General features: G+C 64.5%; 23 protein-coding genes. 4 read left to right on the top strand and 19 right to left on the bottom strand.

The window, feature by feature from the left end:
* The first annotated feature begins 288 nt into the window (after positions 1 to 288).
* Positions 289 to 1,110 carry an alpha/beta fold hydrolase gene (locus tag ACVWW6_RS25790; RefSeq protein ID WP_049832399.1) on the top strand — a complete coding sequence of 274 codons (822 nt, stop codon included), beginning with the start codon at positions 289 to 291 and terminating at the stop codon, positions 1,108 to 1,110.
* A 128-nt stretch (positions 1,111 to 1,238) separates the two neighbouring features.
* Here the strand turns inward: ACVWW6_RS25790 and ACVWW6_RS25785 are convergent, their stop codons facing one another.
* From ACVWW6_RS25785 to rpoZ, 15 genes are all read right to left on the bottom strand, one after another.
* Complete coding sequence (locus ACVWW6_RS25785) at positions 1,239 to 1,496, bottom strand: hypothetical protein (RefSeq protein ID WP_271554693.1); 258 nt, start codon at positions 1,494 to 1,496, stop codon at positions 1,239 to 1,241.
* A 156-nt stretch (positions 1,497 to 1,652) separates the two neighbouring features.
* Positions 1,653 to 2,201 carry a 2'-5' RNA ligase family protein gene (locus tag ACVWW6_RS25780; protein WP_028171613.1) on the bottom strand — a complete coding sequence of 183 codons (549 nt, stop codon included), beginning with the start codon at positions 2,199 to 2,201 and terminating at the stop codon, positions 1,653 to 1,655.
* 990 nt (positions 2,202 to 3,191) lie between these two features.
* The gene (locus ACVWW6_RS25775) at positions 3,192 to 4,736 is read right to left on the bottom strand and encodes a GMC family oxidoreductase (RefSeq protein ID WP_456681576.1); all 1,545 of its coding nucleotides are present in this window, start codon (positions 4,734 to 4,736) and stop codon (positions 3,192 to 3,194) included.
* Positions 4,737 to 4,740: 4 nt separating this feature from the next.
* Entirely contained in the window at positions 4,741 to 6,291 is a 1,551-nt protein-coding gene (locus ACVWW6_RS25770) for an ABC transporter substrate-binding protein (protein WP_011087817.1), read from the bottom strand.
* A 255-nt stretch (positions 6,292 to 6,546) separates the two neighbouring features.
* A complete protein-coding gene (gene parC, locus ACVWW6_RS25765) occupies positions 6,547 to 8,802 on the bottom strand; it encodes a DNA topoisomerase IV subunit A (RefSeq protein WP_011087818.1) in 2,256 nt (751 codons plus the stop codon).
* Between the two features lie 61 nt (positions 8,803 to 8,863).
* Positions 8,864 to 9,148: a hypothetical protein gene (locus ACVWW6_RS25760; RefSeq protein WP_456681575.1), complete on the bottom strand. Its 285-nt coding sequence runs from the start codon at positions 9,146 to 9,148 to the stop codon at positions 8,864 to 8,866.
* Between the two features lie 100 nt (positions 9,149 to 9,248).
* Complete coding sequence (gene recO, locus ACVWW6_RS25755) at positions 9,249 to 10,001, bottom strand: DNA repair protein RecO (protein ID WP_011087819.1); 753 nt, start codon at positions 9,999 to 10,001, stop codon at positions 9,249 to 9,251.
* Between the two features lie 137 nt (positions 10,002 to 10,138).
* Positions 10,139 to 10,519 carry a hypothetical protein gene (locus ACVWW6_RS25750; protein ID WP_011087820.1) on the bottom strand — a complete coding sequence of 127 codons (381 nt, stop codon included), beginning with the start codon at positions 10,517 to 10,519 and terminating at the stop codon, positions 10,139 to 10,141.
* Between the two features lie 21 nt (positions 10,520 to 10,540).
* The gene (gene era / locus ACVWW6_RS25745; protein ID WP_011087821.1) at positions 10,541 to 11,467 is read right to left on the bottom strand and encodes a GTPase Era; all 927 of its coding nucleotides are present in this window, start codon (positions 11,465 to 11,467) and stop codon (positions 10,541 to 10,543) included.
* The gene (rnc, locus tag ACVWW6_RS25740) at positions 11,457 to 12,278 is read right to left on the bottom strand and encodes a ribonuclease III (protein ID WP_456681574.1); all 822 of its coding nucleotides are present in this window, start codon (positions 12,276 to 12,278) and stop codon (positions 11,457 to 11,459) included. Before rnc ends, era begins: the two co-directional genes overlap by 11 nt.
* Positions 12,275 to 13,039, bottom strand: coding sequence for a signal peptidase I (gene lepB / locus ACVWW6_RS25735; RefSeq protein WP_011087823.1), 765 nt, complete (start codon positions 13,037 to 13,039; stop codon positions 12,275 to 12,277). The genes rnc and lepB overlap by 4 nt, the downstream gene beginning before the upstream one ends.
* A gap of 248 nt (positions 13,040 to 13,287) precedes the next feature.
* The gene (gene acpS / locus ACVWW6_RS25730; protein ID WP_161534683.1) at positions 13,288 to 13,707 is read right to left on the bottom strand and encodes a holo-ACP synthase; all 420 of its coding nucleotides are present in this window, start codon (positions 13,705 to 13,707) and stop codon (positions 13,288 to 13,290) included.
* Positions 13,704 to 14,456, bottom strand: coding sequence for a pyridoxine 5'-phosphate synthase (locus ACVWW6_RS25725; RefSeq protein ID WP_011087825.1), 753 nt, complete (start codon positions 14,454 to 14,456; stop codon positions 13,704 to 13,706). Before ACVWW6_RS25725 ends, acpS begins: the two co-directional genes overlap by 4 nt.
* 44 nt (positions 14,457 to 14,500) lie before the next feature.
* On the bottom strand, positions 14,501 to 16,789 hold the full coding sequence (locus tag ACVWW6_RS25720; protein ID WP_060912485.1) for a RelA/SpoT family protein: 2,289 nt from the start codon (positions 16,787 to 16,789) through the stop codon (positions 14,501 to 14,503).
* Between the two features lie 209 nt (positions 16,790 to 16,998).
* Entirely contained in the window at positions 16,999 to 17,391 is a 393-nt protein-coding gene (rpoZ, locus tag ACVWW6_RS25715; protein ID WP_008133017.1) for a DNA-directed RNA polymerase subunit omega, read from the bottom strand.
* Positions 17,392 to 17,717: 326 nt separating this feature from the next.
* Here rpoZ and ACVWW6_RS25710 point away from each other — a divergent pair, with 326 nt between their 5' ends.
* On the top strand, positions 17,718 to 18,362 hold the full coding sequence (locus tag ACVWW6_RS25710; protein ID WP_011087827.1) for a LabA-like NYN domain-containing protein: 645 nt from the start codon (positions 17,718 to 17,720) through the stop codon (positions 18,360 to 18,362).
* Positions 18,343 to 19,017 carry a uracil-DNA glycosylase gene (locus ACVWW6_RS25705; protein ID WP_028171606.1) on the top strand — a complete coding sequence of 225 codons (675 nt, stop codon included), beginning with the start codon at positions 18,343 to 18,345 and terminating at the stop codon, positions 19,015 to 19,017. The genes ACVWW6_RS25710 and ACVWW6_RS25705 overlap by 20 nt, the downstream gene beginning before the upstream one ends.
* Positions 19,018 to 19,025: 8 nt before the next feature.
* Here the strand turns inward: ACVWW6_RS25705 and ACVWW6_RS25700 are convergent, their stop codons facing one another.
* From ACVWW6_RS25700 to dapA, 4 genes are read right to left on the bottom strand one after another with little or no spacing between them, the layout of a single operon-like run.
* The gene (locus tag ACVWW6_RS25700; protein ID WP_028171605.1) at positions 19,026 to 19,607 is read right to left on the bottom strand and encodes a peroxiredoxin; all 582 of its coding nucleotides are present in this window, start codon (positions 19,605 to 19,607) and stop codon (positions 19,026 to 19,028) included.
* Positions 19,608 to 19,611: 4 nt separating this feature from the next.
* A complete protein-coding gene (gene smpB, locus ACVWW6_RS25695; protein WP_011087830.1) occupies positions 19,612 to 20,085 on the bottom strand; it encodes an SsrA-binding protein SmpB in 474 nt (157 codons plus the stop codon).
* Positions 20,086 to 20,143: 58 nt separating this feature from the next.
* Positions 20,144 to 20,560 (bottom strand): large conductance mechanosensitive channel protein MscL, encoded by a 417-nt coding sequence (mscL, locus tag ACVWW6_RS25690; RefSeq protein ID WP_027547170.1) that lies wholly within the window; start codon positions 20,558 to 20,560, stop codon positions 20,144 to 20,146.
* Positions 20,561 to 20,617: 57 nt separating this feature from the next.
* Positions 20,618 to 21,508, bottom strand: coding sequence for a 4-hydroxy-tetrahydrodipicolinate synthase (dapA, locus tag ACVWW6_RS25685; RefSeq protein ID WP_028171604.1), 891 nt, complete (start codon positions 21,506 to 21,508; stop codon positions 20,618 to 20,620).
* A gap of 281 nt (positions 21,509 to 21,789) precedes the next feature.
* On the opposite strand from dapA, the gene ACVWW6_RS25680 reads away from it, so the two are divergent.
* The gene (locus ACVWW6_RS25680) at positions 21,790 to 24,189 is read left to right on the top strand and encodes a lytic transglycosylase domain-containing protein (RefSeq protein WP_456681573.1); all 2,400 of its coding nucleotides are present in this window, start codon (positions 21,790 to 21,792) and stop codon (positions 24,187 to 24,189) included.
* The last annotated feature ends 10 nt before the right edge of the window (positions 24,190 to 24,199 follow it).

Genomic DNA, 24,199 nt, shown 5'->3' with positions numbered 1-24,199 from the left:
AACGCGTTGTGGATGGTATCAGGCAACTCTCTGCCTACGAAAGAGCTTGCAACAAGTCGGCTCGTCGATTTGCCGGTAGAAAACAAGCGAGTCCGCTTCGGATCAAAAGCAGCGGTGGATGCCAAGTTCGATCGGCGTCCGGTTTGCCCCTGACAGCCGACATGACACGTGCTCAATCGACCTTCGGCTAAGGGCCAATTACAGACCTTGGCCGCGAACCGACGCGCAGATATCCTCCAGGTTGCAATCCGCTTCAGTCCCGATCCTCCTTAAACAAAGGATTTTGTCATGACAAATAGCGGAATTACCCGCCGCCGCGTGCTTCGCAGTGCTGCAGCCGGCAGTCTCGCGGCAGCAGCGGCCTCCGGCGTGATCGGTGCCGCCCGCGCCCAATCGGCGCGAAAGACCTTCGTCTTTGTCAGCGGGGCCTTTTGCGGCGGCTGGATATGGCGCCGGGTCACTGACCGGCTCGAACAGGGCGGCCACAAGGTGTTCGCTGAGTCACTCACAGGTTTGGCCGACCGCTCGCATTTGCTGAGTAAGGATGTCAATCTGGACACTCACATCGCCGACGTCGTCAACCTGATTAAATGGGAAAGTCTCGAGAACGTCTGTCTCGTAGCATGGTCCTATGCAGGCTTCGTATGCTCGGGCGCACTCGAAACCATCGGCGATAAAGTCTCATCGGTTGTATGGCTTGATGCTTACATTCCGGTCGACGGACAAAGGGTGGCGGACTTCGCAGCCGAGGGCGTTCGCAAAGCCATTCAAACGACCATGGACAAGGGCGAGGCAGGCGTTCGTGGATTAACCAAGATTACGACCGCCGCAATTGTTGCCGAACCCGATCGAGCATTCGCCGAAGCTAAAGCTACTCCGCATCCAGTCGGCACCTATCTCCAGCAGGTCAAGGTTTCCGGGGCGCTTCAAAAGGTAGCAAAGAAAACATACATCCGCCTCCCTAGATTTCCACAGCCGGCCTTCGACAAGGCTCTGGCAGACTGCAAGAGCGACAAGTCTTGGGCCACATTCGAACTGCCGGACGTGGGGCACATGGCCATGCTCGATGCACCAGAGCGCGTGAGCGAGTTGATACTGCAAGCCGCGTGAGTCCCCACGTCTCGGCGATATGCAGTATGTCCGCCTTGGGTCAAAAGCTGCCGTAGAGCACTGTATCGCGAAGGCTCCGCTAAGGGCCAGGAGCGGAATAACGCGCGGAAAAACAGCGGTGGCCTTACTCATCTGACTGAGATTGCAAACGGTCCTATTGCAAAAATCCAAAGACCGTATGCCACTTCATTTCTCATCATCCACGCGCGGTATTTTTGTCCCTCATCGTTGAAGAAGTTCTTGTCCACCTGCCCCGAAAATTTACGGAAGAACGTTATGTCTTTGCGTTCAACGCCGGGAGCTAAGTTTCGCAGGGCGTGCATTCCAAGATAAATCTCAAGCCCGGCGAAGACCGCTACACCAAAGACCCAGAAATAGACCGCCATCCTGTCGGCTCCCTCTTCGGTCTAAATCTAAATGCTGGCCGTAGAACCGCTATCGGTCAGAATGCGAAACATTCGACCTGAGCAATCCCGGCTGCTAGCCTCCGTTGAGCAGACCTGTAAGCAGCAGGAAGCAACTTCGCGGGTGGATCAGCATCGCTACGCAACGGAACGCCCCTTCGGCAGTTCCCGCTGCGCAACGACCCGCACAGGTGGAAACACGACGCAATCCACGACGTCGAAATTGACTTGAATGCGCCGGTCGAACGACTGCGCAAACGCAATGGCGTCTTTGCTGTTTCTATCGGCGATGCGTGTGCCAAGTGTGCAATGGGGCGTCCACGCACCGGGCCGATAATGTGGCCGACATTGGGCCGGGTCGATGGCAGCGCTGATTGAAGCGTGCCACCTTCTGAGGGTCTCGCTCGGTTCGGGCTCAGCCCACAATACAAGTGGCGGGCCCGCGAACCACCTCAATCGCCTGAATGTGACGGGCAATTGTGTTTCGCCTGCGCTTGCAGACAGCATTGCTTTCCACGCCGTCTCTTCGTCAATCTCGGGCGCATCATAGATCGCGAATGTCAGATGTGGTCGGTACGCCAGAGTGCGCATCGACGGCCCGTCCTCCAACGCAGCAACTTGGTCCCATAGCTGTTCGATCTCGTCCGCGGAATCGTTATCGGCTCGTATATTGATTGCGACTGCCATCGAACGCCCTGCTCAAGCCGGTGAAGTCCGTCATCTTGGACCGCCCCTCGAAGATCCGCAACGGATCGCAAGCCGTCGATGATGACGAGGCGGGCCGACTTCCGCTTAGCCTCCAGAAGCTGGCTTTGATGATCACACGCCCTCTGGCCGAAAGCTCGTCACCTACGCCCCCGTCGACGATTGCCTGTCGGGCAACACAGCCGCGCCGCGGGACCTCACGACGTGTCAAGCCCCGGCCCGAAAATATTCCACTTTACCGAAATTCGGATTTGTCGTACATGCGAAACACCCTGGCCTGAGACAAGGGGCGGATCGCGATCGTCACGAACCGCAGGCCGGGCAGCGATGGACGCGACGGCGTCGGGCGCGATTGGCATTGCAGGGCGGGACACCGTGAGCAATGGCTCTTGCGCATACGACCCGGCGCTGACAGCGTCTTCGCATGGCTTCGGGAGCGAGCACACGCCACCTCTCGGATTCCCAGCGAAGACGTGCGCGGACGGAGAAGTCGTGTGGTCCTGACGCCCGGGGTCTGTGCGTCAAGTCTTGCGGTGATGTTGCGGTCCGACCGGACGCGCGCATCAGCCATCCGTGAGGCGACGGGGGCAATAGTGCATCGCTCCCCGGGGAGAGCACGAAGGACACCGTTAAAACCATTCGCGCAGGGAAGGCCGGGCGATCCGGCGAGACCTGTAGTCCACCCCGTGTGCATTTTTTGTGGCGCACGGACTTGCGGGTGCCAGCCGGCGCCCGGCCTTCCCTGCGCCCTTGTCTCTACGAGGGCGCGCGAGAAGCAAAACTCGGGTGATATCCGCCGCGAGAAGGCGATGGCGTGTCTGCTGTTTGAAGTGTGAATTGGAGAGCGAGGGCCTCCCCGCTTGCTCCGTCATTGCGAGCGGAGCGAAGCAATCCAGACTGTCTCTGCGGAAAGACTCTGGATTGCTTCGCTCCGCTCGCAATGACGAGATGAGTAGATTTTACGCAGTAGCTTTACCGCATCATCATCCGCGCGATCGCTTCCCCGATCACCACCGTCGTGAAGTGGGTGTTGGCCCGGCAGTCCGACGGCATGATCGATGCATCGGCGACGCGCAAGCCCGCGATGCCCTTCACCGTGCCATCAGGGTTGACGACGCCATCGGCGTCGTTGACGCCGCTCATGCGGCAGCTGCCGGCGGCGTGCTGGATGTCGCCGGTCTCACGACGCAGCAGCGCGTCGAGTTCGTGATCCGGCAAGGCCGCGGCTTGCGGCAAGGTCAGATCCGTGTCGGTCAACCGGATCCAGTCGGCGATGCCGGAAAGCGCCGGCTGGGACGTAATCACCGCGAGCCGCTTCACCGCATCCATCATGCGCAGCATGTCGCGGGGATCGGCCAGCATGTTCTCCTCGACAACGGGATCGATACTGGGGTCGGTCGAGGCGAGCTTGAGCGTTCCGCGCGAATAGGCGTTGAACAGCCCGGCGCCGATCGCGCCGGGCACGCCGATGCCGCGGTGGTTGAAGGCGATCAGGATCATGTCGCGCTTGCCGCCGTTGGCGAGGCCCGAGGAATAGGTCACGCAGCAATTGGTGTGGCGGGTGTCCGGATCGGTCGGCCGGAGATTTTCATGGAGCTGGATCGTGGCGCGAAACAGCGGGTGGTCGAAGAAGTGGCGGCCGACCGGCAGATCGCGCTCGACCGCAATCCCCATCGCCTTCAACTCTTCGGCCGGGCCGATGCCCGAGCGCAGCAGGATCGCCGGACTGTGGATCGCGCCGGCGCACAGCACGATCTGGCGCGCACCGATGTCGCTCGTGCCCTGCCCCTCGATGTGGACGCGGACGCCGGTCGCGCGGCCGTCACTGATCAGCACACGATCGACCAGCGCGTGACCGCGAATTTCCAGATTGGCACGGCCGCGCGCGGGCTCGAGATAGCCCTCATTGGTGGTGATGCGGCGGCCGTCGCGGCTGTTGATGGGATAGCAAGCAACGCCCTCGCCGTCCGGGCCGTTGACGTCGGCGCACCAGGGATAGCCGCTCGCCAGCGCCGCATCGCGCAAGCCGCGATCGATCGGTCCCCACTTCTCGGGCGGCGCGCGGTAGACCGGCAGCGGTCCGCCGCGTCCGTGGCCTGCGGCGTCGCCGAATTCGAGATCGTCCTCGATCACCGAGAACAGCGGCATCACCTCTTTCGCCGACCAGCCGGTGCAGCCATCGGCCGCCCATTCGTCGAAGGCATCAGCAACGCCGCGAATGGCGATCTGGCCGTTCATCATCGACGAGCCGCCCAGCCCCTTGCCGCGCCAGTAGAAGCGCGGCTCCTGCCCGGCCACGCGGCGCGTCAGCAGGTCGGGCCACTGCCATTTTTCCTGGTACTCGCGCTTGTGGATGATCGGAATGGGATTCGGCGTCATCACCTCCCAGGGCGCCTCGTCGGCACGCCAGTCGAGACCCGCTTCGAGCAGCAGCACGCGCCTTGCGGGATCCTCGGAGAGCCGCGCCGCAACAGCGGCGCCGGCGGAGCCGCCGCCGACAACAATGACATCGTACATCGCGTTACTTCTCTACGTTCCAGAACACCGGGATGGCGGACGGTATCAGATTGCGCAGCGTCGCGCGATAAAGCGCCGGCTGTGCGAACTGGCCCCAGGGAATCCCGGGCGCCTGATCGTACATCACCGTCTGAATCTCGGCCGCGATTGTCTTGCGATCCTCCTCGGCAGGCGCCTTGGCGAAGGCTTCCATGAGTGGCGTGATGCGCGCATCGCATTGCCAGCCGGTGAAGTCGGCACAGTTGAACGCCACCATGACGTTGGTCAGCGGCGAGCCGAGATCGAAGCCGCCGGCGTGAACGCCATAGACGCTCCAGCCCTCCTTCTTGGCACGGCGCGCCAGCACGCTCGCCCAGTCCATCACCTGGAGATCGACGTTGAAGCCGGCCTGCTTCAGCCGCTCGGCCAGCACCTGCGCCGAGACGCGCGGGGCTTCGAGGTCGTTGGCCTCCATGACGATCACGGGCTCGCCGGCATATTTGGTCGCCTTCAGCGCGGCGCGCGCCGCTTCGATCGACGGCTTTGCAGCGGCTTCCGTGCCGGCCTTGCTGTCATAGGTGGTGCCGCAGGTGAAGAAGGTCGCGCAGGGCGTGGCGTATTTGGCATCGAGGCCGAGCGCATCCAGCACTTCGCGCTGGTCGACCAGCTTCCACAGCACGCGCCGGATCGCCGGATCGTCGAACGGTTTCGACGCCGCGTTGAGGCGGTAGGCGCCGGCGAACATGTTGCCGCCGGTGAAATTGAGCAGTTTCACGCGGGAGTTCTTCTCCAGCGTCGGCAGCAGATCGAACGGCGCGTACTGCATGAAATCGACTTCGCCGGCCTGGAGCGCGGAAGCCGCGGTCGCTCCGTCCGGAATGACGCGGATCTCGAGCGAGTCGACATTGACGCGCTTGCCGCCGGCGAGGAAGTCGGCGGGCTCGGGGCGCGGCACATAGTCGGCGAACTTCTTCAGGATCATGCGGTCGCCGGTGCGGTGATCGGCCTTGCTGTAGACGAACGGGCCGGAGCCGACGATCTCGGTGATGCGCTGGTCGCCGGGCGTCTTGGCAATGCGCTCGGGCATCATGAAGGCGACCGGGCTGACGGGGTTGCCGAGCGCGTCGATGACGAGGCCGGACGGCTCTTTCAGCGTCAGCACGAACGTCTTGGCGTCCGTCGGCTCGAGCGAGGCCGTGATCGCGAAGATGCGGCGGCCGAGCGCACTGCGGGTACCCCAGCGGCGCAGCGATGCGACGCAGTCGGCCGCCGTGACCGGCTGGCCGTCATGCCACTTCAAGCCGTCGCGCAGCGTGAAGCTGTAGGTCAAGCCATCGGGCGAGACCTTCCAGTCCTGCACCATCTGCGGTTTGATCTCGCCTTTGGAATCCTTCGCAAACAGCGTGTCGAACACCATGTAGCCGAACGTGCGCGAAATATAGGCCGTGGAGAAATGCGGATCGAGCGTGACGATCTCCGCCTCGAGCACCGCGACGAGATTGCCCGCTGCATGCGCGGGCCCGGCAACCAGCGCGAGGGCGAACAGCGCCGGAATGAATGACTTTGGCTTGAACATTGGTGCCTTTGCTTTTTCTTGAGAATCTATTTGCAGGCGAAGAAAAAGCAATGTTCGTGCCCGATCAACGGAGGCACGTATGCGCTCACGGCTATCTGCCAAGCGTTTGCGGGCTACACCGTCGGTGTCATCGCCCGCGAAGGCGGGCGATCCAGTATTCCAGAGACGATTGTGGTTCGGCCGAGAGGCTGCGGCGTACTGGATGCCCCGCCTTCGCGGGGCATGACACGGTGTTGTGGCAGGCAGTCGCAGCCCCTACTCGATCCCCCGGCCGAACTTGTTCGACTTCGGGAAACCCTTCGGCGGCAGGCGGCCGGCGTCGGCGCGGGTGCCCTGCCACTCCGCGAGCTCCTTCATGGTCGCGGAGAATTCGCGGCCCGCGGAGTCCTTCCAGGTCAGGCCGGCCTTGGCGTCGAACACGACGACGTCGGAGAGACCGCCGTCCTTGTACTTCTGCAAGCGGACGCCGCGGCCGCGGGCCATCTCCGGGATCTGGTCGAGCGGGAACACCAGCATCTTGCGGTTCTCGCCGATGACCGCGACGGTGTCGCCGACCACCTCGGTGACCGTGCGTGCCTCGTTCGGCATGTCGACGTTGAGGACCTGCTTGCCCTTCTTGGTGGTGCCGACGCAATCGTCCTCGTTGACGACAAAGCCCTGGCCCTCGTGGCTCGCGACCAGGAATTTGCGTCCACCCTTGTTGACGAACAGCGCGACGGGCGCCGCCTCCTGCTCGAGGTCGATGAACAGGCGGATCGGCTCGCCGTGACCGCGGCCGCCCGGAAGTTTCGCGACATCGAGCGAGTAGAACTTGCCGTTGGTGGCGAACAGCAGCAGCTTCGAGGTCGTCTCCGCGAAGAACGCGAAGCCGAGCCTGTCGTCCTGCTTGAAGGCAAGGCCCGAGAGATCCTCGACATGCCCCTTCATGGTGCGGATCCAGCCCTTGTCGGACACGACGACCGTCACCGGCTCGCGCTCGACGAAGGCCTCCTCGATCGCGGCGAGATCGTGCTCGGGCGCATCCGCAAAGGTGGTGCGGCGCTTGCCGAGCGGCGTCTTCGGCCCGAACATGTCGCGGACCTTGCCGACCTGCTCGCCGACCTTCTTCCACTGCTCGGCTTCCGAGGCGAGCACCGCATTGATGCCCTTGAGCTCGTTGCGGAGGTTCTTGTCCTCGGTGCGGATCTCCATTTCCTCGAGCTTGCGCAACGAGCGGAGCCGCATGTTGAGGATGGCTTCGGCCTGCACCTCGGTGAGCTTGAACGCCTTCATCAAGGCCGGCTTCGGCTCATCCTCGGTGCGGATGATCTTGATCACCTTGTCGATGTTCAGATAGGCGATCAGGAAGCCGCCGAGAACTTCCAGCCGATGCTCGATCTGCGCCTTGCGGTAGTTGCTGCGCCGGATCAGGACGTCGCGCAGATGGTCGAGCCATTCGCGCAGGCACTCCGCGAGCCCCACGACCTTGGGGATGCGGCCCTTGATCAGCACGTTGAGGTTCAGCGGAATCTTGTTTTCGAGCTCGGTCAGCCGGAACAGCGATTCCATCATCAGCGCCGGATCGACGTTCTTCGACTTCGGCTCGATCACGATGCGGACGTCTTCGGCCGACTCGTCCCTGACATCGCCGACCAGCGGCAACTTCTTCTGATCCTGAAGCTCGGCGATCTTCTCGATCAGGCGCGACTTCTGCACCAGAAAGGGGATCTCGGTGACGACGACGACCCAGGTGCCGCGTGCGCCCTCTTCCTGCTCCCACCTGGCGCGGACACGGAACGAGCCGCGGCCGGTGGTGTAGGCTTCGGCGATCGCCTGCTTGGAATCGACGCAGATGCCGCCGGTCGGAAAGTCCGGGCCCTTCACCCACTTCAGCAACGCCTTGGATTTCGCGTCGGGCTTCTCGATCAGATGCAGCGCCGCGTCGCAGAGCTCGGCGGCATTGTGCGGCGGGATCGAGGTCGCCATGCCGACCGCGATGCCCTGCGCGCCGTTGGCGAGCAGGTTCGGGAAGCCGCCGGGCAGGACGATCGGCTCCTTCGACTGGCCGTCGTAATTGGGACGGAATTCAACGCCGTCCTCGTCGATGCCCTCGAGCAGAAGCCGCGCGACATCGGTCATGCGCGCTTCGGTGTAGCGGTAGGCGGCGGGGTTATCGCCGTCGATATTGCCGAAATTGCCCTGGCCGTCGACCAGCGGGTAGCGCGAGGAGAAATCCTGCGCGAGCCGCACCATGGCGTCGTAGATCGCCTGGTCGCCATGCGGATGGAACGAGCCCATCACGTCGCCGACGATCTTGGCGGATTTCTTGAAGGCCGTGCCGGGGTCGAGCCTGAGCAGGCGCATGCCGTAGAGGATGCGCCGGTGCACCGGCTTCAGGCCGTCGCGTGCGTCCGGCAGCGCACGGTGCATGATGGTGGAGAGCGCATAGGCGAGATAGCGCTCTTCCAGCGCCTCACGCAGCGGCACCTCATGGATTTCGGCCGGTTCCGGCGGAATCAATCGTTTTCCCATGCCGCCCGGTTAAACCGTGGAAGCGAATCGGGCAAGGATGGATTGGTTCCCTGTGGGCGGCTTACTGCCCCGCCCAGCCGGCGGTCACGGTCTGGGTGGCCTGGCGATTTTGGGCCTGTGTGGTGGTCGGTGCGTTGGTCAGGCAGCGCCTGGCAGCCTCGATCTCTGCTTCCGTCGCGCCCTTGGACCGGGCCCATGCCTCTGCGGCTGCTGCCGAATATTTGGCTACATAGAACCTGACGACCGTGCAGGAGGCACGGCGAACCAGTCCTGTTTGCTCGCCTGCGAGGGCGTCCGGCGCCAGCGCAATCAGCGCTGCCGACACAATAAGTCCCTTGATCAGCATCAGGTTTATCCCCGGGTTGGAACCCCACGGGCCAATCCAGGAAACCCGATTTGGTTCCGGGACATGCCATCTGATCAGACAATACAGAGGCGCGCTGACGTCATGGCGCCGGGATCGCCGCCCTCGCCTGCTGCCGCGTCAAGGCATTGATGAAGCCGGCCCGCGCGTCGGAATGGACCTGCCCGCGCGGCTCCAGCACGTGGCGCAGCAGGAACAATCCGGTCAGCCGAAAACCGTCCTGAAGATCCTGGTCGGTGAGCTCGGTCGCGGTTTCGCCGTGGCGCAGGAACGGCGGCAGGCGCAGCAGCCGGTCGCGCCATGGCTCGCCCGCGCCGCGCGACACCGCGCCGCCGGATTTCGGCGAAACGTAGATAAGGTCCGTGGTCTCCCCGGTCACCGCGCAGTTGTCCAGCGCGAGCCCGAAGCCGAGCTCGGCGAGCATCGCCAGCTCGAAATGGATCACGTGTACGGCCGCGCTGCCGATGTCGTCGAAATCGTCGAGCGAATGTTCGAGCAGCCCGAATATCTCCTCGTGCGGATCGCGCTCGGGAAGGAGCCGCGCGATCGAGGCGAGATGGGTGACGCCGTAGACGCCGTGGGACGAGGCCAGCAGCGTGGCCGCACGCAGCTTCAGGCCCTCGACCGCGTAGGTGCCGAGATGCTCGTCGAGCCGCGCCCGCCACACCGCGCTGACGCTGTTGCCCGGTTGCAGCAAGGGCCGCATCCGCGAGCCGGCACCGCCGCGCACGAGACCGAGATGGCGGCCGTGCGCGCGCGTCAGCAGTTCGACGATGGCGCTGCTCTCGCCATGCCGCCGCACCCCCAGCACGATGCCTTCGTCGGTCCATTCCATTGAAGGGACTCTAGCATTTTGAGCGACCGTCGGGTGGCCAAAGCGAAGCGCGCCCACCAATTTTGATCCACCGCGATCGTGGTGGGCACGGCGCGCAAGGGCGCACCTTTGCCCACCCTACGGCACCGCGCAAAACCTCACGCGTTGAACCAGCCCTGCGCGTCGCCGCTGAAGGAGAAATACAGGCCCATCGTGGTCAGCACGCAGGAGACGATCTCGATGGCGCTGTCGAGCTCCATGCCCTTCTCGCCGATGATCTGGCCGAGCGAGATCACCGACAGCACCAGGGCTGCGGCCAGCACCCAGCGCGGCCAGTTCTTGCGCCAATGCGCAGCCAGCCAGACGAAATAGACCAGCAGCAGGATCATGCCGCCGGCGAGCAGGGTCGCCGTCATGATCATCTGCTCGGTCATCTCGGCATTGGGCGTGCGGTCCTGCACCGCAACCGACAGCGCATCCAGCATCAACGACGCATAGAGCAGCGCTTCGAAGCGCCGGACGTTCGTGGGCACGCTCATCGGATACCGATCTGTTCTTGCTTATTCTTTGGGAAATTCCAGGCCCATCTCGCGATAGCGATCGGGATCGTCGCCCCAGTTCTCGCGCACCTTGACGAACAGGAACAGGTGCACCGGCACGCCGAGGATCTCGCTAATCTCCTTGCGCGAGTCCGCGCCGATCGACTTGATGGTGGCGCCGCCCTTGCCGAGCACGATCTTGCGCTGGCTTTCGCGCTCGACGAAGATCGTCTGCTCGATGCGCACCGACTTGTCCTTGCGCTCCTCCCACTTGTCGGTCTCGACCGTGGACTGGTAGGGCAATTCCTGGTGCAGCTTGCGATAGATCTTTTCGCGCGTGATCTCGGCCGCCAAGTGCCGCATCGGCGCGTCCGACATCTGGTCCTCGGGATAGAGGAACGGCCCCGGCGGCACCATCTCGGCAAGCGTCGAGCGGAGGTCGTCGACGCCGTCGCCGGAGATTGCCGCGATCATGAAGGTCTTGGCGAACGGCATGCGCTCGTTGGCCGCCTGCGCCAGCGCCAGCAGCTTCTCGCGCTGGACCAGGTCGACCTTGTTGATCACCAGGATCTTGTCGTGATTGACGCTTGCCGCCTTGGCGAGGATCGCCTCGGCCTCCTCGTCGATGCCGGTCTTGGCGTCCAGCAGCACGCAGACGAGATCGGCGTCATGCGCCCCGCTCCAGGCGGTCGAGACCATGGCGCGGTCGAGCCTGCGCTTGGGCGAGAAGATGCCGGGCGTGTCGACCAGGATGATCTGCGCGTTGTTCTCGATGACGATGCCGCGGATCAGCGCGCGCGTGGTCTGCACCTTGCGCGAGACGATCGTGACCTTGGCGCCGACCAGCGCGTTGACCAGCGTGGACTTGCCGACATTCGGTGCGCCAATGAGCGCAACGAAGCCGCAGCGCGTCGCGGCGGGCGCCTCGCCGCTTGCTTCAACCGTCATTGCCGCCGCCAACACCTTCACGTTCGATCATCACCGAGGCCGCCACCTTCTCTGCCGCGCGCTTGCTGCCGCCGATACCTTCCGCCGGCGCCAGTCCCGGCAGGTCCACCGCGACGCGGAACTGCGGATCGTGATGCGGGCCGGTGCGCTCGACCTCGCGGTAAACAGGCGTCGGCAGGCCCTTCCCCTGCGCCCATTCCTGGAGCACGGTCTTGGGATCGCGCAACGGACGCCGCGGCTTGTGCATGCGCTCGGTCCAGTTGCGCTTGACGAATTCGGCCGCCGCCGCATGGCCGCCGTCGAGGAAGATGGCGCCGATCACGGCTTCGCAGATGTCGCCGAGCACGCTCTTGCGCAGGCGGGCGTCGGCGCTGGGGCCGACCGAACCGAGCTTGATGTCGTCGAGCAGCCCGAGCGACTTGGCGACGTCGGCACAGCTCTCCTTGCGCACGAGTTCGGCAAGGCGCTTGGACAGCTCGCCTTCGTCGGCGCTCGGGAAGGCGTGGTAGAGCATGTCGGACACGACGAGCCCGAGCACGTGGTCGCCGAGGAATTCCAGCCGCTGATAGCTGTCGCCGCGCTTGCGCCCGGATTTCAGCGCCGAGACATGCGTGATCCCCTGCATCAGCAGGTTCGGGTCGGCGAAGCTGTGGCCGATGCGCGCCTCAAGCGCCGCGTTCGCATCCGTGCCCTTGGCCTTGCTGCTCCGCGCCCGCTTCTTCTTGGCAGGCGTCTTGGTCACAGCTTCGCCGTCAGGAGCGGCTTGCGCTTCGGTCGGCTGGGTCGTGATGTCCTTGGCTTCGTCTTTCATCGGACGATTTTGAAGAAGCGATTCCAGCGCACCGCCCACGGCCAGCGCCAGAACATCCAGGCATGCTCGCCTTCGGCGATGGAGAAGAAGATCATCTGGGCTCGGCCGATCAAATTCTCCTGCGGCACGTAGCCGACCTGGCCGAGGAAGCGGCTGTCGGTGGAATTGTCGCGATTGTCGCCCATCATGAAGAAATGGCCGGCCGGCACGGTGTAGACGTTGGTGGTGTCCATGTAGCCGTTGTCGGCGCAGTCCAGCGTCTCATAGGACACGCCGTTCGGCAGCGTTTCCTTCCAGCGCTTCACCCGGGAGATGCCGCCGCCTTCGGAGCCGCACGGATCCTCGCCGACATATTCGCTCATGCGCTGCCGCTCGACCGGGGTGTCGTTGATGTAGAGCAGCCCGTCCTTCATCTGAACGCGGTCGCCGGGAAGCCCGATCACGCGCTTGATGTAGTCGGTGGAATCGTCCTTCGGCAGGCGAAACACGACGATGTCGCCGCGGTTCGGGTCCGAGCCCCAGAGCCGCCCCGAGAACAGCGGCGGCGAGAACGGGATCGAGTAGTGGCTATAGCCGTAGGAATATTTCGAGACGAACAGATAGTCGCCGACCAGCAGCGTCGCCTTCATCGAGCCGGACGGGATGTTGAAGGGCTGGAACAGAAAGGTGCGGATCACGAGCGCGATCAGGAGAGCGTGGATCACGACCCGGATCGTTTCGCCGACGCCGCTTTCAGTTTTCGTTCCCGAAGTCACGCTCATTGCTCTCTCAATTCCGGCCGGCGGTCACAGAGCGCCCTCCTCCCGCGAACAGCCATCGCTTCGCGGCCCAAGGAGATTGTCCTGATTCTGATAATGAGGGCCAATTCCGGCGTAAAGCCGAATTCGCCCAGCCTGATTTGCGTCCGCGGACTTTTAGACGGTTGTCGGAGGCCACGCAATCAAGGATCGCATCAAAACTGCATAAGATATTGATTCTTAACAAGAATTATAAAATGACCTGGGAACGGTCAGGGCTTGGCCAGCGGAACGGCCGAAATGATGACGAAGGCCTGTGCGAGCGGCCAGTCGTCGGTGATCGACAGGTCGATCTGCGCCTCGAAGCCATCAGGCGTCAGGGCCTGGAGCCGGGCCAGAGCGCCGCCGGTCAGCTGCATGGTCGGCCGTCCGCCCGGCAGGTTGACCACCCCCATGTCGCGCCACCAGACGCCGCGCCTGATCCCGGTGCCGAGCGCCTTCGAGCAGGCCTCCTTGGCGGCAAAGCGCTTGGCGTAGGTCGCCACCACCATCTTCTCGTTCTTGGCGCGCCGCTCCGCCTTGGCCCGCTCGGCCGCGGTGAAGATGCGGTCGAGAAAGCGTTCGCCATGGCGCTCGATCACCTTGCCGACGCGGGTGATGTCGATCAGGTCGGAGCCGATGCCGATGATCATGCCCGGCTCCGGCCGCGGTCCATCGCCGCGCGCATGCTGCGCACCGTCTCGGCGAGACCGACGAACAAGGCTTCGCCGATCATGTAGTAGCCGATATTGAGCTCCATGATGTCGGGCAGAGCTGCGATCGTCTCCGCCGTCGCATAGTCGAGCCCGTGGCCGGCGTGAACCTCCAGCCCCGCGTCCTTCGCCAGCTTCGCACCCGCCACGATCCGCTTCCACTCTGCGTCGGCCTTCTCGGTGTGGCCGTCGACGACGGCATCGCACCAGGCGCCGGTGTGGATCTCGATCACGGGCGCGCGCAGCCGCGCCGCCATCTCGATCTGCGCGGGGTCCGCGGCGATGAACAGCGAGACGCGGATTCCGGCATCGTTCAGCCGGGCGATGTAGGGCGCGAGCGCATTGTGCTGGCCGACTACATCCAGTCCGCCCTCGGTCGTCACCTCCTGCCGGCGCTCCGGCACGAGGCACACCGCGTGCGGCCTGGTGGCGAGCGAGATGCGCATCATGTCGTCGGTCGCCGCCATCTCGAAATTGAGCGGCTTGGAGATCTCGGCCTTCAGCCGCGCCATGTCCTCGTCGCGGATGTGGCGGCGATCCTCGCGCAGATGCGCGGTGATGCCGTCGGCGCCAGCCTCGATCGCCAGCAGCGCGGCGCGCACCGGATCGGGATTGCGGCCGCCGCGCGCGTTACGCAGGGTCGCGACATGGTCGACATTGACGCCGAGGCGGAGCGGAGAAGCGGGCATTGCAAGGCTCACAAATTCGAAGGACAGGCGAATACGAAAGACGTCTATCCATTAACACGTTCGACGCGGGCGACGACCGCCTTCGCGCGCAACTGGGCCAGGATCGCGCTCAGGTGCTTCAGGTCGTAGACTTCGAGATCGATCGTCGTCTCCGTGAAGTCCGGAGAGCGGCGCTGCATGCTGATGTTGTCGATGTTGCCGTCGTGCTCGGCGATCACGGTCGCGATCTGCGCGAGCGCGCCGGGCTCGTTGACGTTCTCGACCCTGATGCGGGCCGGGAAGCGCTGCGGCGCGGTGTCCTCGATGTCCCAGCGCACGTCGAGCCAGCGCTCGGGCTCCTCCTCGAAATCCTTCAGCGCCGGCGCCTGGATCGGGTAGATGGTGATGCCCTCGCCCGGCGTGACGATGCCGACGATGCGGTCGCCGGGTACCGCGCCGCCGTTCGGCGCGAACTTCACCGGCAGGTCGGAATTGATGCCGCGGATCGGGATCGCGACCGGGGTTCGCGGCGGCTCGGAGGCCACCTTCTCCTTGAGCTTGGCGGCGAGCCCCTTCTTGATGCCGTAGCGGGCGACGCGCTCCTCCTTGTAGTCGGGATACATCGCGCGCGCGACGTGGGAGGCCTTGATCTCGCCGCGCCCCACAGCCGCCATGACGTCCTCGATCGAGGTGCGCGCAAGCCGCGGCAGCGCACCCTTGAGCTTGTCGTCGGCGTATTCGATCTTGGCGCGCTCGAACAGGCGCTCGACGATGCGCCGGCCGAGACCGACATATTGGTCGCGCACGGCGGTGCGCGTGGCGCGCCGGATCGCGGCGCGCGCCTTGCCGGTGACCGCGAGCGTCTCCCAGGCGGACGGCGGCGCCGATTGCGCCTCCGAGGTCAGCACCTCGACCTCGTCGCCGTTCTGGAGCTCCGAGGACAGCGGCGAAAACTTGCCGTTGATCTTGCAGCCCACCGCGCTGTTGCCGACGTCGGTATGCACCGCATAGGCGAAGTCGATGACGTTGGCGTGGCGCGGCAGCGCGATCAGCTTGCCCTTCGGGGTGAAGCAGAACACCTGGTCGTGGAACAGCTCGAGCTTGGTGTGCTCGAGGAATTCCTCGGGGTTGGCACTCTCCGAGAGGATTCCGACGGTGTGCCGCAGCCAGGCGAACGCGTTGGATTCGCGCTTGAGGAATTCGGTCGGCGAGCCCGCGCCTTCCTTGTAGAACACGTGCGCGGCGATACCGCGCTCGGCAATCTGGTCCATCGCCTCGGTGCGGATCTGGAGCTCGGCGCGCTGGTTGCCCGGACCGATCACGGTGGTGTGGATCGAGCGGTAGTCGTTCTGCTTCGGCGTCGAGATGTAGTCCTTGAAACGCCCCGGCACGACCGGCCAGGTGGTGTGGACGATGCCGAGCGCGCGGTAGCAGGCCTCGATGTCGTTCACGACAACGCGGAAGCCGAAGATGTCGGACAATTGCTCGAAGCCGACCGATTTGCGCTCCATCTTGGTCCAGATCGAGAACGGCTTCTTGCGGCGGCCATAAACCCGCGCGCCAAGGCCGCGGTGGCGCAGATTGTTGGAGAGCTGGGCCTCGATCTCGCCGATCAGATTGCGGTTGCGCTCGGCGAGCGCGTCGAGTCGCTGCATCACCACCGAATAGGCCTCGGGGTCGAGCGTGCGGAAGGACAGGTCCTCCAGCTCCTCGCGCATTTCCTGCATGCCCATGCGGCCCGCGAGCGGCGCGTAGATGTCGAGCGTCTCCTCGGCAATGCGCCTGCGCGATTCCGGCGGCACGAATTCCAGCGTGCGCATGTTGTGCAGGCGGTCGGCGAGCTTCACCAGGAGAACGCGAACATCGTCGGCAATCGCCAGCAACAATTTGCGCAGGTTCTCGGCCTGCTTGGCCTCGCGCGACACCAACTCCAGCCGCTTCAGCTTGGTCAGGCCCTCGACCAGCGCGCCGATCTCGGGTCCGAAGATCTGGTCGATCTCGGCCCGCGTCGCTTCGGTGTCCTCGATCGTGTCGTGCAGCAGCGCGGCCACGATGGTGGCGTCGTCGAGCTTCAGGTCGGTGAGAATCGCCGCCACTTCGAGCGGATGCGAGAAATACGGATCGCCCGAGGCCCGCGTCTGCGAGCCGTGCGCCTTCATGGCGTAGACATAGGCGCGGTTCAGCAGATCTTCGTTGGTGTTGGGATTGTAGGACCTGACGCGCTCGACGAGGTCATATTGACGCATCATGCGCGCACGCGGCTTGGCCGGGCGCGCCACCGGCGCAGTCGGGGCCACGGCAACCGATTCGGTTGCGGCCTGCATCTGCGTTGATCTGCGGCGTCGATACACCATGCCGTCCTGCCTTCAAACGGACCTCAAGGCGGCCCGTTGTATACATCTTAGCTCCGATCCCGCGCGCGTCCGATCAATTCGGTGACAGGTGCGCGGCGCGAACCGGCAACACTATGGTAACCACGAAAACGCCAACAAAAGCAAAGGCCCGAACGCAGGTTCGGGCCTCTGATAAGATCACAAGAATTCGGCGATTGCGACGGGACGATCTACTCGTCTTCCTCGGGCTGCTCTTCCGGCGGCGCGAGGCCTTCGAGGCCCTTCAGGAGCTCCTCTTCGGTCATGCGCTCAACGGCAACTTCGGTATCGTCCGCATCGACGCTGGCGCCGGCGGAACCGATCAGCGGCACCGTATCCGGCTCGGGCTCGTCGACCTCGACGAACTTCTGGAGCGAGTGCACCAGCTCCTCGCGGAGGTCCTCCGGCGAGATGGTCGTGTCGGCAATTTCACGCAAAGACACAACAGGGTTCTTGTCGTTATCGCGGTCAACCGTTAGTTGTGAACCCGACGAAATCATGCGGGCACGGTGGGCGGCCAGCAGGACCAGGTCAAACCGGTTATCGACCTTGTCGATGCAATCTTCTACGGTGACGCGAGCCATGGACTGTCGCTCCGTTGTGGGTGGGACGAAATATGTGGATGATTGGGGCTAGTTATAGGGGCCAAGACAATTTCGCAAGGCCAATTTGTGATTTGGCCTCGCCAAATGGCTCTGCTACCCCCACATTGGGGCTGGGATGGGCGATTTCCAGGGCTGCCACCGAGGGCGGCCCCGGGTGTTTGAGAGTTCGCCATAACTATACCTTGATTGCCCCGACTTCTCCGGATTTGCGGTTTCGACGGGTTTCGGCGGCACTCTAGAACTGCGCGGCGTGCTGCCGCGCCAACAATAAACGATCAATCACGAGCACTTCGCGAGCAAACTGAATGTCACCTTCTCCTACCAACAAGATCGCGCTCTTCATCGACGGGGCCAATCTCTACGCGACGGCGAAAACACTGGGCTTCGACATCGACTACAAGCGCCTGCTGAAGGAGTTTCAGAGCCGCGGGACGCTGTTGCGGGCTTTCTACTACACCGCCATCATCGAGGATCAGGAGTACTCCTCGATCCGCCCGCTGATCGACTGGCTGGACTACAACGGCTACACCGTCGTCACCAAGGCGACCAAGGAGTTCATCGACGCCTCCGGCCGCCGCAAGGTCAAGGGCAACATGGACATCGAGCTCGCCGTGGACGCGATGGAGCTCGCCGAGCACATCGACCAGATGGTGCTGTTCTCCGGTGACGGCGACTTCCGCTCCCTGGTCGAGGCCGTCCAGCGCCGCGGCGTGCGGGTCACGGTGGTCTCGACCATCGCCAGCCAGCCGCCGATGATCGCCGACGAGCTGCGCCGCCAGGCCGACGTCTTCACCGACCTCGTCGAGCTGCAATCCAAGCTCGGCCGCGACCCGTCCGAACGCCCCGCCCCGCGCGATCGTGGCGAGCGCGAGGCCCGCCACCACGCCCCGCAATTCCTCCAGCGCGCGACCACGATGGCCCCGAGGGGCGATGACGACTTTGAGGAGTGAGGCGGCCCGGTCAGGCCGCCAGCCCCCCACCCTCGTCCCCGACCGTGACTGTCCGCTCTGTCCGCGCCTGGTCGCCTTTCGCGAGGCGAATCGCGCGCGCGAGCCGTCGTGGCATAACGCCCCGGTCGCCCCCTTCGGGGACGTCAAGGCGCGTCTCCTGATCGTCGGCCTCGCGCCGGGTATGCAGGGCGCCAACCGCACCGGCCGTCCCTTCACCGGCGACTATGCCGGCGACCTGCTCTACGCCACGCTGCTAGAATACGGCTTTGCCAAGGGCGCCTATCAGGCGCGGCCCGATGACGGGCTGAAGCTGGTCGACTGCCGCATCGCCAATGCGGTGCATTGCGTTCCGCCGCAGAACAAGCCGCTGCCCGCCGAGATCAACACCTGCCGTCAGTTTCTCGCGGCGAATCTGGCGACAATGCCGAACCTGCGCGCGATCGTCGCGCTCGGGCGGATTGCGCACGACACCGTGCTCAAGCCGCTGAATCTGAAGGGCTCGCAAGCCCCTTTCGGCCACGGCGCGGTGCACCAGGCCGGCGCGTTCAGGCTCTACGACAGCTATCACTGCTCGCGTTACAACACGAACACCGGCGTGCTGACGCCGGACATGTTCCGGTCCGTGTTCGCGAAGGTGAAGGCCGACCTCGACTAGCCCTTGGACTAGTCTTTGACGGGATTGGCCTTCAGCCAGTCCAGGACATCGCCGGCGTTCCGGTCGGGTGGAAACACCGGATAGAACACATGCGTGACCTTGGCGTCGTCGATGATCAGCGCGAGGCGCTTGATCAGGGTCAGCCCTGCGACCTCCATGGTCGGCAGTTTGAGGGCGCGCGTCAGCGCCAGCTTCTCGTCCGACAGCACCGGAAACGGCAGATGCAGGCGCGAGGCCATTTCGGTCTGGTATTCGTTGCTCTGGGTCGAGAGGCCGAACACGTGGGCGGCGCCGGCGGCCTTCAGCTCGGCAAACAGATCGCGAAACGCGCAGGTCTGCGGCGTGCAGCCGCGCGCGCCCGGGATCATGTCCCAATCGTCGACCAGCGAGATCTTGCCGGGCTCGCCGGTGCGGGGATAGGCGAACACCACGGTTCGGCCGGGGAGCGCCGACAGCATCACTGATGTGTCGTCGGTCGCGAGCAGGCCGATCGCGGGCAGCGTCATGCCCGGCAGATGCGCGGCCCCGCCATCATCGGCCGGCGCCGGAATCTGGCTCCAGTCGACCTCGAGCAGGTTCTTCTGATTCATCCCGCTATCCCCTCGCCCGCAGCAGGCGCCCCTTCTCCCGGCTCCAGTCGCGCTTCTTCTCGGTCTCGCGCTTGTCGTGCAGCTTCTTGCCCTTTGCAACCGCCAGCTGCAGCTTGGCGCGGCCGCGCTCGTTGAAGTAGAGCTTGAGCGGGATCAGCGTCATGCCCTCGCGGTCCACCGCGCCGATCAGCTTGTTGATCTGCCGGCGATGGAGCAGCAGCTTTCGCGGCCGTTTGGGCTCGTGGTTGAAGCGGTTGCCCTGGAGGTATTCGGGAATGGTGGCGTTGATCAGCCAGATCTCGCCGTTCTTCGAATCGGCGTAGGATTCCGCGATCGTGCTCTTGCCGTTGCGGATCGACTTGACCTCGGTGCCGGTCAGCGCAATGCCCGCCTCGATCGTATCCTCGATCGCATAGTTGAAGCGGGCCTTGCGATTTTCCGCCATGACCTTGATCGGTCGTTCGTTCTTATCAGCCATGGCAGACAAACCTGAGTGAGATCGCGCGAACGCTAACAGTTTGGACGAAGCGTACGCGTCAAGACTTCTTGAGGAGATCGCGGATCTCGGTCAGCAGCTCGACCTCGGCCGACGGCTTCGGCGGAGCGGCCGGTGCCGCCTCTTCCTTGCGCTTCAGGGTGTTGATGGCGCGGATCACCAGGAACAGCACGAAGGCAATGATGATGAAGTTGATCGTCAGCGTGAGGAAGCTGCCCCAAGCCAAGACCGCGCCTTGCTTTTTAGCATCCGCTAAGTTGGTGGCGGTGACCGCCTTCGACAAGGGGGTGAAGTAGTTCGAGAAGTCGAGGCCGCCGGTGACTGCGCCGATCAACGGCATGATCACGTCGCCGACCAGCGAAGTGACGATGGCGCCGAAGGCCGCGCCGATGATGACGCCGACCGCGAGATCGACGACGTTGCCCTTCATGGCGAATTCGCGGAACTCCTTGAGCATCCGCCTGCCCTTTTCATCGACCCCGCTCATGAAACGCTCCCCGGAAAGGTTACCGCGTCAGTTGATCAGGCCAGCGTGAACCATGGCGCTGCGCACGGCAACGCGCGTCGGCTCGGTCACCGGCACCATCGGCAGCCGCAGCGTCTCGTCAAGCTTGCCGAGCAGCGACATCGCGTACTTGATCGGCGCCGGATTGCTCTCGATGAAGAGGTTGTTGTGCAGCGGCATCAGCTTGTCGTGCAGCTTCAGCGCGGTGGCGTGATCGCCCTTCTGCCAGGCGGTGTGGAACTCCGAGCACAGGCGCGGTGCGACGTTCGAGGTCACCGAGATGCAGCCGTGGCCGCCATGGGCCATGTAGCCGAGGATGGTCGCATCCTCGCCCGAGAGCTGGTTGAAGTCCTCGCCCATCGCCGCACGCTGCTGCGACACGCGGACCATGCTGGCGGTGGCGTCCTTGACGCCGGCGATGTTCTTCAGCTCCCACAGCCGCTTCATGGTGTCGACCGACATGTCGATCACCGAGCGCGGCGGGATGTTGTAGATGATGATTGGAATCCCGATCGCATCGTTGATCGCCTTGAAGTGCTGGTACATCCCTTCCTGGGTCGGCTTGTTGTAGTAAGGCGTCACCACCAGCACGGCGTCCGCGCCCGCCTTCTCGGCGTGCTGGGCCAGCTCGATCGCCTCCTTGGTCGAGTTGGAGCCGGCACCGGCAACCACGGGCACGCGGCCCTTGGCCTCCTCGATGCACCACTCGACGACCTTCTTGTGCTCGTCATGGCTGAGCGTCGGGCTCTCGCCTGTCGTGCCGACCGGGACCAGTCCGTTGGTGCCCTCGGAAATCTGCCAGTTGACCAGGGAGCGGAACGCTGCCTCGTCGAGCGAGCCGTTCTTGAACGGCGTGACCAAGGCGGTGAACGACCCCCGGAATTTCGTCTTGGCTGCCATGGACTTCCTCCGTACGCGGCGAGTTTTGAGAGCAAGCCCCATTCATATCGGGTCTATCCCGCCGGTAAAAGGGCCGCTCCCGTGCGACGCACCGTTTAGGCCGCGATTTTGCCGCGGTGATGGTGCAAACCCGCCCGAGGTAAGCGGCTGTTGGTATTTTGTCCGCATATTCAATCAAATTCAGCTAGATCTTGAGCCACTTGACTGATTCGGGGCGACGAAACGCCGTGACCTCATTTCCTCGTGCCACATGGCGATCCACCGGTCTGGTCGTGTGCCTGATGGCAGGGCTGTCTGTCGGCTGCGCCGCCTGGGCCAAGTCCAATGAGACACCTGCGGAAGGGGCCAAGGACACTGCGAAGCCAGCCGCCAAGGACGCCGCGAAGGGATCCGGCAAAGGATCGGCCAAGGAAACAGCTAAGGAAACCACCAAGGGAACCGGCAAGGACACAGCGAAGGGCGCAAGCAAGGGGGCGGCTGGCGCCCCGGCCAAGGATGCCGCGAAGAAACCAGCCCAGAATGCCGGCAAGGACGCTGGCAAGGAACCCGCCAAGAACAAGCCCAAGCCTGCGGCAGCGGCGCCGGCGCCAAAATCGCAGCCGACCGCCACCGGCTCTCCCCCCAAAGCGGCACCCGCGCCGGCCGCAACGGCCACCGTCAGACCCGCAGCCCCTCCGGCCGCCAAACCGATCGCAGCTCCTGTGCTGGCGCCCGCGACCCGCCAGCACGCGGCACCTCGCAGGCCGGTGACGCCGGCCGCGATCGCTGCGACCTCGTCGACGTCGCAAGCCGACAAGGACACGCTGGAGAGCGTCATCGAACTCGTGCGCAAGCGCAAGGCGGGCGACGCCACCAACGCCGCCGCCACGATCTCGGATCCCGTCGCGCGAAAGCTCGCGGAATGGATCATCCTGCGCAGCGAGGACAATGGCGCGACCGTCGAGCGCTATCGCGCCTTCCTCTCCGCCAATCCGAGCTGGCCGTCGCAGACCTTCCTGCGCCGCCGCCTCGAGGCTGCGATGTGGGACGACAGGCGCGACGATTCAGTTGCGTGGTCGTGGTTCGAGAACGAATCCCCGGTGTCCGCGAAGGGCCGCTTCACGCTCGCCAAGGCGATGCTGGCGCGCGGCGACCGCGCCAATGCCGAGCGGCTGGTGCGCGAGGCCTGGCGCAGCGATCCGATGTCGGAGGACACCGAGAACAACGCGCTCGACCAGTTCGGCGCCCTGCTGACGCCGGGCGATCAGAAGGCGCGGATGGACACCCTGCTCTACGGCAGCGAAAACGAGGCCGCGCTGCGCGCCGCAAAACGCCTCGGCGCCGGCTATGTCGCGCTGGCCAAGGCCCGCATCGCCTCGGTCAAGAAGGCGCCGAACACGCGTGCCCTGCTCGAGGCCGTGCCGCGCGAGCTGCACAATGACCCCGGTTTCCTCTTCAGCAAGATCCAGCTGCTGCGCCGCGAGGAGAAGTTTGCCGAGGCCGCCCAGCTCATGCTGTCGGCGCCGAAGGATCCGAACCGGCTCTACAATCTCGACGAATGGTGGATCGAGCGGCGCCTGCTCGCGCGCAAGATGATCGACACCGAGGAGTTCCGCAGCGCCTATCTGATCGCGCGCGACGCGGCGCTGCCCTCGCGCGACATCTACAAGACCGAGCAGGAGTTCACGGCAGGCTGGATCGCGCTGCGCTTTCTCAACGATCCGGCGACCGCCACCCAGCATTTTGCCCGCATCGGCGTCGGCAGCGTCAATCCGACCACGCTGGCGCGCGCCGGCTATTGGCAGGGCCGCGCGGCGGAAGCGGCGGGCCGCCAGCAGGAGGCGCGCAACGCCTATGCGCGGGCTGCCGAACAATCCACGAGCTATTACGGCCAGCTCGCACGCGCAAAACTCGGCCTGCCGCAGATCGAGCTCAACAGCCAGCCGCGCGGGCGCGGCGCTGAACGGCTGGAGATCGTGCGCGCGGCGCAACTGCTCTACGAGCTCGACGAGCGCGAGATGGCCGTGCCCATGCTCGCCGACATGGGCGAGAACGGCGATCCCGAGGCGCTGACCGGCCTCGGCGAGCTGACCCAGCGCTACAGCGATGCGCGCGGCATGCTGCTGGTCGGCAAGGCCGCGCTCAACCGCGGCCTTCCGTTCGATTTCTACGCCTATCCCGTCAACGGCATTCCGCAATTCACGCCGATCGGCCCCGAGGTCGAGCGCAGCATCGTCTACGCCATCGCGCGGCAGGAGAGCGCGTTCAATCCCTCCGTGGTCTCGCCGGCGCAGGCCTACGGGCTGATGCAGGTGACGCCGGATGCCGCGCGCTATGTCTGCAAGCGGCATGGCGCGACCTACGATTTGGGGCGGCTGAAGAACGATTCGGCCTACAACGCCACGCTCGGCTCGGCCGAGCTCGGTGGGCTGCTCGAGGATTATCGCGGCTCCTACATCATGACGTTTGCCGCCTACAATGCCGGCCGCGGCAGCGTGAAGAAGTGGGTCGACCGCTACGGCGATCCGCGCGATCCCAAGGTCGACGCGGTCGACTGGGTCGAGCTGATTCCGTTCTCCGAGACGCGCAATTACGTGCAGCGGATCATGGAGAACCTTCAGGTCTACCGCGCCCGGTTCGGCGGCGGCACGCGGTTGCAGATCGAGGCCGACCTGCGCCGCGGCGCTGGCAGCGTGGAATAGCGGCGCCTTA

This window comes from Bradyrhizobium sp. USDA 3311 (assembly GCF_054062495.1).
This window is presented reverse-complemented; position numbering and strand designations above follow the sequence as displayed.

Bases quoted from the DNA above. Each gene is read 5' to 3' on its own strand.
- ACVWW6_RS25790 (WP_049832399.1), top strand. From the start codon at position 289: ATGACAAATAGCGGAATTACCCGCCGCCGCGTGCTTCGCAGTGCTGCA.
- ACVWW6_RS25785 (WP_271554693.1), bottom strand. From the start codon at position 1,496: ATGGCGGTCTATTTCTGGGTCTTTGGTGTAGCGGTCTTCGCCGGGCTT.
- ACVWW6_RS25780 (WP_028171613.1), bottom strand. From the start codon at position 2,201: ATGGCAGTCGCAATCAATATACGAGCCGATAACGATTCCGCGGACGAG.
- ACVWW6_RS25775 (WP_456681576.1), bottom strand. From the start codon at position 4,736: ATGTACGATGTCATTGTTGTCGGCGGCGGCTCCGCCGGCGCCGCTGTT.
- ACVWW6_RS25770 (WP_011087817.1), bottom strand. From the start codon at position 6,291: ATGTTCAAGCCAAAGTCATTCATTCCGGCGCTGTTCGCCCTCGCGCTG.
- parC (WP_011087818.1), bottom strand. From the start codon at position 8,802: ATGGGAAAACGATTGATTCCGCCGGAACCGGCCGAAATCCATGAGGTG.
- ACVWW6_RS25760 (WP_456681575.1), bottom strand. From the start codon at position 9,148: ATGCTGATCAAGGGACTTATTGTGTCGGCAGCGCTGATTGCGCTGGCG.
- recO (WP_011087819.1), bottom strand. From the start codon at position 10,001: ATGGAATGGACCGACGAAGGCATCGTGCTGGGGGTGCGGCGGCATGGC.
- ACVWW6_RS25750 (WP_011087820.1), bottom strand. From the start codon at position 10,519: ATGAGCGTGCCCACGAACGTCCGGCGCTTCGAAGCGCTGCTCTATGCG.
- era (WP_011087821.1), bottom strand. From the start codon at position 11,467: ATGACGGTTGAAGCAAGCGGCGAGGCGCCCGCCGCGACGCGCTGCGGC.
- rnc (WP_456681574.1), bottom strand. From the start codon at position 12,278: ATGAAAGACGAAGCCAAGGACATCACGACCCAGCCGACCGAAGCGCAA.
- lepB (WP_011087823.1), bottom strand. From the start codon at position 13,039: ATGAGCGTGACTTCGGGAACGAAAACTGAAAGCGGCGTCGGCGAAACG.
- acpS (WP_161534683.1), bottom strand. From the start codon at position 13,707: ATGATCATCGGCATCGGCTCCGACCTGATCGACATCACCCGCGTCGGC.
- ACVWW6_RS25725 (WP_011087825.1), bottom strand. From the start codon at position 14,456: ATGCCCGCTTCTCCGCTCCGCCTCGGCGTCAATGTCGACCATGTCGCG.
- ACVWW6_RS25720 (WP_060912485.1), bottom strand. From the start codon at position 16,789: ATGGTGTATCGACGCCGCAGATCAACGCAGATGCAGGCCGCAACCGAA.
- rpoZ (WP_008133017.1), bottom strand. From the start codon at position 17,391: ATGGCTCGCGTCACCGTAGAAGATTGCATCGACAAGGTCGATAACCGG.
- ACVWW6_RS25710 (WP_011087827.1), top strand. From the start codon at position 17,718: ATGTCACCTTCTCCTACCAACAAGATCGCGCTCTTCATCGACGGGGCC.
- ACVWW6_RS25705 (WP_028171606.1), top strand. From the start codon at position 18,343: ATGACGACTTTGAGGAGTGAGGCGGCCCGGTCAGGCCGCCAGCCCCCC.
- ACVWW6_RS25700 (WP_028171605.1), bottom strand. From the start codon at position 19,607: ATGAATCAGAAGAACCTGCTCGAGGTCGACTGGAGCCAGATTCCGGCG.
- smpB (WP_011087830.1), bottom strand. From the start codon at position 20,085: ATGGCTGATAAGAACGAACGACCGATCAAGGTCATGGCGGAAAATCGC.
- mscL (WP_027547170.1), bottom strand. From the start codon at position 20,560: ATGCTCAAGGAGTTCCGCGAATTCGCCATGAAGGGCAACGTCGTCGAT.
- dapA (WP_028171604.1), bottom strand. From the start codon at position 21,508: ATGGCAGCCAAGACGAAATTCCGGGGGTCGTTCACCGCCTTGGTCACG.
- ACVWW6_RS25680 (WP_456681573.1), top strand. From the start codon at position 21,790: ATGGCAGGGCTGTCTGTCGGCTGCGCCGCCTGGGCCAAGTCCAATGAG.